Source organism: Kitasatospora sp. NPDC054939, from assembly GCF_053610105.1.
In genome coordinates, this window is record NZ_JBSGXP010000208.1 from 1 (window position 1) to 11,277 (window position 11,277).

Sequence of the window (11,277 nt, forward strand, 5' to 3'; positions counted from 1 at the left end):
ACCCCTCCCGGACCCGGCCCCGGGTGGCCCCCACCACAGCCCTCACCCGCCGTGCCCGGCCAACCCACCCACCGTGGCCACCCGGACCGCCCGCGGCGACGATCCGGGGCTTCCCGAGTGACTCAGCAGGCCGGCGCGACGGACTCGGCGAGCGGCTGGTCGCCGGGTGCGGGGGCGAGGCCGCGCAGCAGATGGGTGAGCAGGTCGTCGAAGACCTCGTCCAGGGCGGGGCCGGCGAGCTGGCCGCTCGCGGCCTGGGTGGCGACCCCGTGCACGGCGGTGAACAGTACCGTGCCGATCCGGTCGGCGTCCCCCGTGCGGATCCGCCCCTCCTGCTGGCCGCGGGCGACCAGGGCGCGCAGGTCGGCCTTCAGGGGCTGCCAGGCGAGGTGCAGCTCGTCCGCGACGGAGCCGTCGTGCTTGCGGGCGAAGGCCAGCTCCAGGAGAGCGGCGTGGTCGACCGCGAAGTCGACGTAGGCACGGGCGACCGCGACGGCCTGCTCGTGGAAGCCGTCCCCGCTCCGGGTGAGGCCGCTGCGGGCGGCGGCGGTCAGGCGCTGCACGCCGGTGAGTGCGAGGGCGTCGAGGAGGGCGCGCCGGTCCTTGAAGTGGCGGCTGGGCGCGGCGTGGCTGACGTCGAGGGTCCGGGCGAGTTCGCGCAGTGACAGCGCGTCGACGCCCTGCTCGCGCAGTGTCTGCTCGGCGCGCTCCAGCAGTGCGGCGCGGAGGTCTCCGTGGTGGTAGCGGCCCGTTCGCATGGGCATCAGCATACGAGCAAGTTGTCGTTGACTACTTTGTTGGCGCTGACTACATTGGCGGCACCGGGCCGGCCGCACCGGCGCCATTTGCGCCGCCGTCGCCCGCGGGGCCGCCGAGTCGCGCCAGGGCCGCCGAGTCGTGCCGGGGCCGGCCGTCCGTACCGAGGAACGCCGAAAAAACGCCGAGGAGAGCCATGGACTTCAACCGCAGGACCACCCTGATCACCGGGGCGTCCACGGGCATCGGGGCGGCCTTCGCCCGCGAGCTCGCCGCCCGAGGATCGCACCTGGTCGTCGTCGCCCGCAGTGCGGACCGGCTGGACGGCCTCCGGCAGGAGCTGTCGGCGGCCCACGGCGTCATCGTGCACGCCGTCCCGCTCGACCTCGCCCGCCCCGGAGCCGGCGCGGAGCTGCAGCGCCGGGTCGCGGACCTGGGCGTCGAGGTGGATGTCCTGATCAACAACGCCGGCTTCGCGACCTTCGGCGCCGTGGCGGAGGGCGACCCGGCCCGGATGGCGGAGGAGGTGCACCTCAACTGCCTCACCCTCACCGACCTGACAGCCCGGCTGCTGCCCGGCATGGTCGAGCGCCGCACCGGCGCGGTGGTGAACGTGGCCAGTACGGCCGCCTTCCAGCCGATCCCGCGGATGGCCGTCTACGGCGCGACCAAGGCGTACGTGCTCTCCTTCACCGAGGCGCTCGCCAACGAACTGCGCGGCAGCGGCGTCCGCGCCCTGGCGATCTGCCCCGGCGCCACCGACACGCCCTTCTTCGACGTCATCGGCGACCAGGCCGCGGTGGGCATCCGCCGCCGGCCCGAGCAGGTCGTCGCCACCACGCTGGCCGCACTGCAGAAGGGGCGTCCGACCGTGGTCGACGGGTTCCTCAACCGCCTGGGCACGCTGGCGCCGCGGCTGCTGCCGCGCCGTACGACGGTGGCGGTGGCCGAGCGGGTCACCCGGCCGGGGCCGGCGGTCCGGACGGCGGCCTGAGGCCGGGCGGCTCAGCCGCCCTTCCGGTCGGGCTTCTCCTTCGCCTTCTGCCCCGTGGACCAGGTGAGTTCGAGCTCCAGCTCGATCTTCCCGTCGCCGACCTCCACCTCGAACTCGCTGTCCAGCACGTCGGGGATCCGCAGGCTCAACGTCCCTGGGCCGAACTCCAGTTCGGCGTTGCCGCCGTGCCGCAGCGCCTCCGCGAGGGCCGTGAGCCGATCGGCGGCCTCCAGCCGGGACAGCGAGGACTTCTGCTCGAACTTGAGGTCCTTCACGGATGCCTCCAACCCGAGGGGAGCGGGTACTTCCGGTACCGCCCATTGTCCGGCCGCACCCCGGGCCGGGCATCCGCTGGCCGACCGGGCCCCGGCCGGCGGGAATTGTCAGACACGCCCTACGGAGCCGGACGCTCCACCCGCACCGGGCCGCGCACCGTGTCGACCGCGCACAGCTGCGGGTCGCCGTCCGGCGGGCCGACCAGGTGGACGCCCGCGGTGCCCCGGACGGTGACCGGGCCGTGCACGGTGGTGCCGCAGAGGACGAACGCGAGGGCGCCGTCGGAACTCAGCGGGCCGTTCAGCTCGGCACCCGTGACGGCCACTGCCCCGCCCGGCCGGACGGTGATCGGGCCGTGGCTGCTGCTGCCCGGGCCGAGGCAGAGGGACTCGCCCGCCGCGACGGTCAGCGGTCCCCGCCGCACCCCGGTGAGGCAGGGGCGGCTGAAACCGACGGTGAGCCCGGCGGGCGCCGCCGCACTGCTCGCGGTGAAGGCCGGGTCGCCGCTGTAGCGGGCGGTGACCCGGTGGCCCGCCCGGCAGCAGCTCCGCGGTGGTGAGGACGGCCCGGCCGTCCGTCAGCGGGACGGTGCCCAGCGGGGTGTCGCCGTCGCTGAAGGTCACCGAGCCGCCGGGGGCGCCGAGGCCGGTCGCCGTGCCCGTCCCGGCGTCGGCGGCGAGCGGGGCGACGGCGGCGGTGAGGGTGGCGGGGTGGCCGAACAGCGGGTCGGTGCGGTCGGCGGCGAGGGCGAGCGCGGTGTCGTAGCGGAACGCGATGCGGGCCCGGCCGTGGCCGCGGTGGACGCCCTGGAGCAGGGCGGCGTCGGTGGCGCCGGGGGCCGCCCAACCGCTGCCGCCGCCTCCGCCCGCGCCGTACAGGTTGCCCGGGTTCCCGCCGCCGGAGCCACGGCCCCGCCGTACCGGCCCCCGCCGCCGCCTCCACCGCCGTTGCCGCCGCGGGCACCGTTCCCGCCGGGGCCGCCGCTGCCGGGGTTGGGCAGGCCGGTGTTGGGGTCGGTGTCGCCGCCGGGCGCACCGGGGCCGCCGAGGCCGAGTTGGGGCTGCCGGCGCCGGGGGCGGACCGGCTCCCGCCGCCGCCCGCGACGCCGGAGCCGGCCGGGCCGCCGCCCTGGCCGCCGTCCCCGGCCACCGGTCCGCCGCCGGCCCCGCCGTGCAGCAGCGGACCGCCGTTGCCGGCGCCCCCGCCACCGCCCGCGACCAGCACCCGGTCGGCCGGGCCGAACGCACCCGCCCGGAGGTCCGAACCGCCGCCGCCGTGCGCACCGCCGCCGCCCGCCCCGTGGCCGGTGCCGCCGGGCCGGGCGTACTCGCCGCGCCGGGAGCTGCCGGGCACCCGCGGACGGGATCGACGAGGGAGCGCTGACATCCTCGACAGCTCCCCGCGGGTAGGCCATTGGCGATCCGCACGGCGCGCGGCCCGTCCGGCTGGGCGATCCACCGACGACGGGCGGGCGCCCGGGCCGCCCGTTGGGGCCCGCCTCCTCAGGCCGAGCGGCGGTAGTACGTGACCGCGATGCTGACCGGGCCGTCGTCCGGCGCGGTGGCGAGGGCGCGGACGACGGCGAAGTCCCGGCCGCCCGGCGCGCGCACGCAGAAGCTCCGACCGGGGCCCAGGGCGTCGAACGGCAGCGCGGCGGCGGGCCGGGCCTCGACGCCCCTGATGCAGTCGGGGAGGCCGAGGCTGCCGCCCGCCGCGATGTGGGCGCGGCTGTCCTCGGGGAGGTAGAACTCGCCCGCCTGCCGGCCCAGGTACCAGCCGGCCGTCTCCTGCGGGGCGACCTTCCCCGCCTTCAGGTCGAACTCGAAGGAGTGGTCGGGCGAGGTGAGTTCGCGGTCGGTGTAGACGGCGGTGTAGCCCGGGACGGTGGCGGCCGGGGTGGGCGCCGTCGGCGCGGCCGAGGGCGCGCCGGGGGAGGGCGGTGCGGACGGGGCGGTGGCGGCGACGTGCCGGTCGTCGAAGTCCTCCGGGTCGTCGGAGCCGTCGAGGTCCAGGACGACGAACGCCCCGACGGCGCCGGCGAGCAGCGCGGCGGCGGTCAGCAGTACGGTCCGGGCGATGCGGCCCGGAGCGCCGGTCCGGGCGCCGCCCCCGGCCGCGCCGACGGCGGGTCCGGCGGGGACGGACTCCAGGCGGGTGGCCGGTGCGGCGGCCGACGGGACCAGGGCGGTCACGGCCTCCGCGGCGGGCAGGACCAGGGCGGTGGGCGCGTCCGGGCACGGGTCGGCCGGGGGAGGGGTGATCGGCAGCTCGCTGTGCCGGCGCAGCTCGGTGCTCACCTGCTGGGGCAACCAGTCGTCGGAGAAGCGGAGTTCGCCGCCGGTGGCGGGGTGCAGCCGGGCGGCCTCGATGAGCTCCGCGGTGCCCGGCCGGTCCTCGGGCGCCTTGGCCAGGCAGCGCCGCACCAGCTCGTGCAGGCCGGCGGGCAGCCCGTCGAGGTCGGGCTCCTCGTGGACCGCCCGGTAGAGCGAGGCGGGTTCGGGACCGTCGCCGAACGGCGGCTTCCCGGAGCCGACGTGGGCGAGCAGCGCGCCGAGCGCGAAGACGTCGGTGGCCGGCGTCGCGGACTGCCCGAGGACCTGTTCGGGGGCCATGAAACCGGGCGAGCCGATGCGCAGGCCGGTGCCGGTGAGCGGATTGGCGTCGGCGGCGCGGGCGATGCCGAAGTCGATCACGCGCGGGCCGTCGGCGGCGACCAGGACGTTGCCCGGCTTGAGGTCGCGGTGGACCACCCCGGCACCGTGGACCGCCTGCAGGGCCTCGGCGATGCCCGCCAGCAGCAGCAGGACGGTCCGCTCGGGCAGCGGACCGTGGCGCTGCACGACCTGGTGCAGGGAGGGTCCGGCGACGAAGGCGGTGGCCAGCCAGGGCGTGGCGGCGTCGGTACCGGCGTCGACCACCTGGGCCGTGTAGAGGCCGTGGATGCGCCGGGCGCTGGCCACCTCCTGGGCGAAGCGGTGCCGGAACTCCGGGTCCTCGGCCAGTTCGGGCCGGACGACCTTGAGGGCGACGGGGCGCCCGCCGGGCGTGTACGCGAGGTAGACGCGGCCCATGCCGCCCGCGCCCAGCTGCGCGCAGGGGCGGTAGCCGCCGACCTCCCGGGGGTCGTCCGGGGCGAGTGCCCGGAATGCCGTGGGCGCCGGGGCGCCAGGGGGCTCTGCGGTCATGTCGGCTCCCAGCAGGTCGGTGAAAGCGAGCGGTTCGGTGTGAAGCGCATGGCTCGGGCGCGTGGGGTCGGGCGCGTCGGGCGGGCCGGGGATCGAGACGCTGCGCCGCGGATCGGATCGGAGCATATACCGACTGGAGTTTCAGTCAGGGCGCTCCCCGGTTCGACCGTACCGCAGGCCCTCCGGGTAGGGTGACCCCTTGTGGCTGACCGTCGAACCCTGATCATGGAAGCGGCCGCGCGGGTCATCGCCCGGCGCGGTGTCCGCGGGCTGCGCGTGGAGGAGCTGGCGGCCGAGGCCGGGGTCTCCACGGCGCTGATCTACTACCACTTCAAGGACCGTGCGGGGATCCTCCGGTCGACCCTGGAGTTCATCAACGACCGCGCCGAGCGGTACACGACCGAGCGCGCCGCGGACGCCCCGCCGCTGGACGCCCGCGGCGAACTGGAGCAGACGCTGCTGCTGGAACTCCAGGACACCCCCGAGGTGCGGGAGAACAGCACGGCCTGGGGCGAGCTGCGGGCCAGCGCGGTGTTCGACCCCGAGCTGCGCGAGGACCTGGCCCGGGCGACCCTGGTGTGGGTGCAGGAGGTGGCCGACCTGATCGGGCGGGTGCGGCCGATGAACGGCGCCGCCGCCCTCGCCGCCTCCGCCGAGCGGCTGACCGCGCTGCTGGAGGGGCTGAGCGTCCGCTGGCTGAGCGGCAGCCTGCCGGTGGAGCACGCGCGCGAGTTGATGGCCGGCGCGATCGACAGCGAACTGGAGCGGCTGCGCGGCTGACCGCCCGCACCGTTCGCGCGCCCCGGGCCCCGCCGGCCCGGGGCGCCGCTGTTCCCGGACCCGGGCCCGGGCCCGGGTCGGCCCGGCCCGTTCCCAGAACCGAACCCGCGGCGACGAACCCGCCTTGCTCGTCATGACTGAATTTTCAGTCAGTGTCAGAGTGAAGGCACGACCCCGGGTGCAGAACCCGGAGCCGGTGCAAGGCCGCCGGGCCGCACCGGGACCGGCGATCGGCGGACCACCCACGGGTCCGCCGGCGGTGCCCGGTCCGGCCCGGCGGGCGATACTTGATCTGGAGATCCGCATGAGCGACCACCCCGGCGACGACCGCTTCCGCGACGACCGCTCCCTGTTCGGCCGGCTCTTCGGTACCGAGCTCTCCCGCAGGAGCGCACTCGGCACCGCCGCCGGCCTCGGTGCGGCCGGGATCGCCGCGGGTGCCTCACCCGCCTCCGCGCGGCCCGCCGGACCGGCCGGCGGCGCGCTCCCGAGCCGGTGGGTGGAGCGCGACGACGCCCCGCACGCCCGGACCTGGATGTCCTGGCCGTCCCGGAAGTCCGTCTGGGGCCGGCAGCTCGCGGGCATCCAGCAGGACATCGCGCTGATCGCCCGGACGATCGCCCGCTTCGAGCCGGTCGTCCTGTGCGCCCCCGACGACTGGAGCGTGCGGCAGGCGCAGCCGCTGTGCGGGCCCGGCGTCGAGGTGATCGGCTCCATCCCGACCGACGACCTCTGGATGCGCGACGTCGCGCCGGTGTTCCGCCGCGACGGCCGCGGCGGACTCGACGCCGTCGGCCTGAACTTCAACGGCTGGGGCAACAAGCAGACCCACCGCTGGGACGCGCACGTCGCCGCCGAGGTCGCCCACCGGGCCCGGCTGCGGTTCAGCCGTGCGGACCTCGTCGGCGAGGGCGGTTCGGTCGAGACGGACGGCGAGGGCACCGTGATGGCCACGGAGAGCAGCCTGGTCAACAAGAACCGCAACCGGGGCATGAGCCGCGACGAGATCGAGGACGAGATCCTGCGCGTCTACGGCGCCGACCGGATGATCTGGGTGCCCGGCATCAAGGGCCAGGACATCACCGACGACCACATCGACGTCACCTCCCGGTTCGTCCGGCCCGGCGTGGTCATGGTGCAGCTGCCCCCGCCCGGCCGGGACGACATCTGGGCCCGCGACGCCCGTGAGCAGTTCCACCTGCTCTCCCGGGCCACCGACGCCCGGGGCCGCCGGCTCCAGGTGATCCGGGTCGACGGTCCGGACACCACGCGCTCGCGGGACCCCAAGTTCGTCGACTCCTACCTCAACTTCCACGTCGTCAACGGCGGCGTGATCACCGCCCAGTTCGGCGACCGGGCCAAGGACGAGGCCGCCCGGCAGACCCTCGCCGCGGCCTTCCCCGGCCGCGAGGTCGTCCAGCTCGACGTCGACCGCCTGATGGCCGGGGGTGGCGGCATCCACTGCGCCACCATGCAGGAACCGCTGCCGTAGCGGGCCACGCGCCCGTTCCGGCCCGGCTCGCCCCGGCCTTGCCCGCCCCGGCCGAGCCCGTTCAGACCGAAGGCCCCACGGCCGTACGCCGTCCGGCCGAACCCGCGTCGGACAGGCACCCCTGCCGAACACCCCAGCCGAACCCCCGCCGAACGCCCCTGCCGAACCCCCGCCGAACGCCCCTGTCGAACGCCCCGCCCCGGTGCGCCCGCAGCGTGCGCGGGCCGGGCGCCGTTCCGCGCACCGCGCACCCCCGCATCCGCATCCCCGCCCTCATCCCGTCGGAGCAGCCCGTGACCGGACCCACCCCCTCCCGCCCCTCCCCGTCCCGCCGGACGGTGCTGCGCACCGCGGCCGGTGCCGGACTGCTGGCCCTGGGCGCGACCGCCTGCCTCTCGGAGGAGGGCGCGGAGCCGCCCGCCCCGGGCGCCGGCGGGTCGTCGTCCGCACCGGACACCGCCCAGCCGTCCGCGACCGGCGGCCCGGGAGGTGCCGGCGGCGGCGCCACCCCCGGCCGCCGGTTCGGCGCCGAGTGGGAGAGCCACAGCCGGACGTACATGTCCTGGCCCGCCTCCACCGGCATCTGGGAGGAGGACCTGCCCGCCGTCCGGGAGGACATCGCGCGGCTCGCCCGCGCCGTGGCGGGCTACGAGGCGGTGGTCATGTTCGCCCGCCCGGGCCAGGCGGACGCGGCGCAGAAGGCGTGCGGCAACGACGTCGAGGTGGTGCCGCTGCCGGTCGACGACCTGTGGGCCCGCGACACCGTGCCGGTCTTCGTCGAGGACTCCGGCACCCTGAAGGGCGTCGACTTCAACTTCAACGGCTGGGGCAACAAGCAGAAGGAGCACGGCAACGACTCCGCGCTCGCCGCCGCCGTGCTCGGCAAGTACGGCATCGAGCGGGTCCGCACGCCGCTGGTCGCGGAGGGCGGCTCCTTCGAGACCGACGGGCAGGGGACGCTGATGGTCACCGAGAGCTCGGTGGTCAACCAGCGCCGCAACCCGGGTCACAGCCGGGACGAGATCGAGGCCGAGCTGAAGAAGGCGCTCGGGGTGACGAAGGTGATCTGGTTCGCGGGTGTGCGCGACCAGGACATCACCGACGCCCACGTGGACTGCCTGGTGCGCTTCGCCGCGCCCGGGGTCGTCCTGCTGGACCAGCCGTTCCCCGGCGCACCCGCCGACGTCTGGTCGCGCTCCGCCGCCCAGGCCCGCGAGGTGCTGAAGACGGCCACCGACGCCCACGGCCGGCGGCTGAAGGTGATCGACCTGCCACAGCCCGATCCGGACCGGATCACCGGGCGGGGCGATGCGTTCGTCTCCTCGTACATCAACTTCTACATCGCCAACAAGGCGCTGTTCGTGCCGCGCTTCGGTGACGCGAAGGCGGACGACCGGGCGCAGCAGATCCTGCGCGACCACTTCCCGGGCCGCGACATCGTCCCGGTGAAGATCGACAACATCGCCGCCGGCGGCGGTGGGATCCACTGCTCCACCCACGACCAGCCCGGCAAGCCCGAGGACTGAACCGTCCGAGCCTCCGCAGCCCCTCGATCCGAGGAGGCTCCGGGGGCTCCGGCGTTCGCCGCGGCACCCCGTCCGCCCGGCGCGCGCGGTCACCCCGGTGTGGGGCCGTCCACGCCGCCCGCGCCGTCCGTGCCGTCCGCTCCGTCCGGCTGCCCGGTCTCGGCGGCGACCGCGGCGGCGAGCAGTCCGCGGGCGTGGTCCAGCGGGATCGAGCCGCTCAGCCAGCGGATGCTGAGCCCCTCCAGGAGGGCGGTGAGGCGCTCCGCCGCGGCGGCGTGGGCCGGCGCGGTGCCGGTCGGGCGGGCGTGGCCGAGCAGTCCGGCGATCTCGTGCACCCAGGTGTGGGTGGCGCGGGCGAGGTCCTGCCGCAGGTCGGGGTCGAAGACCGCGCTCGCCCGCAACTCGCCCCAGGCGGTGCTGTTCTCCCGCACCTCGGCGGTGTCCTGGAGCTCCAGCAGCAGGGCCTGGCGCAGTTCCTCGCCCGGGTCCTCCGCGAGGGTGCCGCGGTCCGCGCCGGCGGTGTAGCGGTCGGCCCGCTCGCCGATGAACTCCAGGGTCTCGCGGAGGATCCCGGCCCGGTCGGTGAAGTGGTAGTAGATCAGGGAGGTCGACACCCCGGCCTCGGCGGCCAGTTCCCCGACCCGCAGCCCGCGGACGCCACGGCGCGCGATGACGCGGGTGGCAGCTCTGACGATCTCTGTTCGGCGGTCCGGCACAGGTGGTCACTCTACCTGCGGACGGGCGGTTCGGACACAGTTCCTGAGTAGATCTTCAGGACCCTTTCCCAAGGCCGGCGGGCACCCCCTTTCGCCCTTCTCCCAAGATACTTCCCGTAGCTGCAGCCCCCGTTCGTGCACGAGTAGGCGGCTCCATCGGCGGCGCTGTGGGCGCGGTCTCGGCTCAGTGCCGCCCAAGAGATTGACTGAAATTTCAGTTCGAGCCAGGATGTGGGTCACCCCACACCTCCCGATCCCTCCAGGGAGCTTCCTTGAACACCACCCCCATGCCCCGCCGCAAGCTGCTCGGCTACGGCGCGGCCGCGCTGCCCGTCGTCGCGCTCGGCGCCGCCCTCCCGGCGGCCGCCCGCGCCGCCGGACTCCGGCCCGCCACCGCGTCCGGTACCGCCGTGCAGTCCGCCGCCTCCTCGGCCGCCGGCGTGCTGCGGATGCCGGCCGAGACCGACCGCCACACCCGGACCTTCATGGCCTGGCCGGCGCTCTCCTCGATCTGGGACAACCAGCTGGCCGGCGTCCGCCGCGACATCGCCAACGTCGCCCACGAGATCTCCCGCTGGGAGCCGGTGGTCGTGCTGGCCCGCCGCGGTCAGGCCGCCGACGCCCGCTACCACTGCGGGTACGGCGCGTACTACTCCGTCGAGGTGCTGGAGATCGCCAACGACGACCTGTGGATCCGGGACTTCGGCCCGACCTACGTCGTCGGCCCCGGTGCGATCGCCGGCGTCGACACCAACTTCAACGGCTGGGGTAAGCGCGGGACCGCGTACTACCAGCCGTACGCCAACGACGCCGCCGCGGCCTCGATCCTGCTCGCCGAGTACGGCGTCCGGCGGATCCGGGCACCGTTCGTCGGCGAGGGCGGCTCGCTGGAGACCGACGGCGAGGGCACCCTGATGGCCACCGTCAGCTCCCTGGTCAACCCCAACCGCAACCCCGGGATGTCCCAGACGCAGGTCGAGCAGGGCCTGAAGTCCTCGCTCGGCATCGACAAGGTGATCTGGGTCCCCGGACTGGCCGGCCAGGACATCACCGACTGCCACATCGACTGCCTGGCCCGGTTCACCGCCCCCGGCAAGGTCATCCTGGACAAGCCCGGCCCCGGCGTGGACGCCCGCTGGGCCGCGGTCTACGAGGAGACCAAGCGCGTGCTGCAGCTCGCCACCGACGCCCGCGGCCGCCGCCTGCAGATCACCGAACTGCCCGGCCCGGACCGCCGGGAGATCCGCGGGACCGGCAAGGACTTCCTGTCCAGCTACACCAACTACTACACCGTCAACGGCGCCGTCATCGCCCCGCAGTTCGGCGACCGGTACGCGGACGGCGTCGCGTACGCGATCCTCCAGGCCGCCTACCCGGACCGCCGGATCGTCCAGCTCGACATCGACAACATCGCGAGCGGTGGCGGCGGTATCCACTGCGCCACGCAGTCCGAGCCGGCCGTCCCCGCCGCCGGCTGAACCGGCCCGGGCGCCGACCGGCGCCGACGGGTCCGCGCACCGGCCACCCGCTGCGCCGGTCCGCGCCACTTCCA

The 11,277-nt window shown here is 75.6% G+C and carries 10 protein-coding genes; 5 read left to right on the top strand and 5 right to left on the bottom strand.

The features are described from left to right. Positions 1–122: 122 nt before the first annotated feature. Positions 123–758, bottom strand: coding sequence for a TetR/AcrR family transcriptional regulator (locus tag ACWGB8_RS35865; protein WP_452217852.1), 636 nt, complete (start codon positions 756–758; stop codon positions 123–125). A 194-nt stretch (positions 759–952) separates the two neighbouring features. On the opposite strand from ACWGB8_RS35865, the gene ACWGB8_RS35870 reads away from it, so the two are divergent. Then, complete coding sequence (locus tag ACWGB8_RS35870) at positions 953–1,750, top strand: SDR family NAD(P)-dependent oxidoreductase (RefSeq protein WP_452217853.1); 798 nt, start codon at positions 953–955, stop codon at positions 1,748–1,750. A gap of 11 nt (positions 1,751–1,761) precedes the next feature. On the opposite strand, the gene ACWGB8_RS35875 is transcribed toward ACWGB8_RS35870, so the two are convergent. The 3 genes from ACWGB8_RS35875 to ACWGB8_RS35885 form a co-directional block, all read right to left on the bottom strand. Next, positions 1,762–2,025 (bottom strand): amphi-Trp domain-containing protein, encoded by a 264-nt coding sequence (locus ACWGB8_RS35875; RefSeq protein ID WP_452217854.1) that lies wholly within the window; start codon positions 2,023–2,025, stop codon positions 1,762–1,764. Positions 2,026–2,144: 119 nt separating this feature from the next. Then, positions 2,145–2,450, bottom strand: coding sequence for a hypothetical protein (locus tag ACWGB8_RS35880; RefSeq protein ID WP_452217855.1), 306 nt, complete (start codon positions 2,448–2,450; stop codon positions 2,145–2,147). Positions 2,451–3,528: 1,078 nt separating this feature from the next. After that, entirely contained in the window at positions 3,529–5,211 is a 1,683-nt protein-coding gene (locus ACWGB8_RS35885; RefSeq protein WP_452217856.1) for a serine/threonine-protein kinase, read from the bottom strand. A gap of 225 nt (positions 5,212–5,436) precedes the next feature. Between ACWGB8_RS35885 and ACWGB8_RS35890 the strand changes: the two genes are divergently transcribed. The 3 genes from ACWGB8_RS35890 to ACWGB8_RS35900 all read left to right on the top strand — a co-directional run bounded on the left by ACWGB8_RS35890 (position 5,437) and on the right by ACWGB8_RS35900 (position 9,009). Further along, entirely contained in the window at positions 5,437–5,991 is a 555-nt protein-coding gene (locus ACWGB8_RS35890; protein WP_452217861.1) for a TetR/AcrR family transcriptional regulator, read from the top strand. 304 nt (positions 5,992–6,295) lie between these two features. Beyond that, complete coding sequence (locus ACWGB8_RS35895) at positions 6,296–7,483, top strand: agmatine deiminase family protein (RefSeq protein ID WP_452217857.1); 1,188 nt, start codon at positions 6,296–6,298, stop codon at positions 7,481–7,483. A gap of 293 nt (positions 7,484–7,776) precedes the next feature. Further along, positions 7,777–9,009 carry an agmatine deiminase family protein gene (locus ACWGB8_RS35900; protein ID WP_452217858.1) on the top strand — a complete coding sequence of 411 codons (1,233 nt, stop codon included), beginning with the start codon at positions 7,777–7,779 and terminating at the stop codon, positions 9,007–9,009. 89 nt (positions 9,010–9,098) lie between these two features. Here the strand turns inward: ACWGB8_RS35900 and ACWGB8_RS35905 are convergent, their stop codons facing one another. After that, the gene (locus ACWGB8_RS35905; protein ID WP_452217859.1) at positions 9,099–9,725 is read right to left on the bottom strand and encodes a TetR/AcrR family transcriptional regulator; all 627 of its coding nucleotides are present in this window, start codon (positions 9,723–9,725) and stop codon (positions 9,099–9,101) included. Positions 9,726–9,997: 272 nt separating this feature from the next. On the opposite strand from ACWGB8_RS35905, the gene ACWGB8_RS35910 reads away from it, so the two are divergent. After that, positions 9,998–11,203 (top strand): agmatine deiminase family protein, encoded by a 1,206-nt coding sequence (locus tag ACWGB8_RS35910; protein ID WP_452217860.1) that lies wholly within the window; start codon positions 9,998–10,000, stop codon positions 11,201–11,203. Positions 11,204–11,277 lie beyond the last annotated feature (74 nt).

Bases quoted from the DNA above. Each gene is read 5' to 3' on its own strand.
- ACWGB8_RS35865 (WP_452217852.1), bottom strand. From the start codon at position 758: ATGCGAACGGGCCGCTACCACCACGGAGACCTCCGCGCCGCACTGCTG.
- ACWGB8_RS35870 (WP_452217853.1), top strand. From the start codon at position 953: ATGGACTTCAACCGCAGGACCACCCTGATCACCGGGGCGTCCACGGGC.
- ACWGB8_RS35885 (WP_452217856.1), bottom strand. From the start codon at position 5,211: ATGACCGCAGAGCCCCCTGGCGCCCCGGCGCCCACGGCATTCCGGGCA.
- ACWGB8_RS35890 (WP_452217861.1), top strand. From the start codon at position 5,437: ATGGAAGCGGCCGCGCGGGTCATCGCCCGGCGCGGTGTCCGCGGGCTG.
- ACWGB8_RS35895 (WP_452217857.1), top strand. From the start codon at position 6,296: ATGAGCGACCACCCCGGCGACGACCGCTTCCGCGACGACCGCTCCCTG.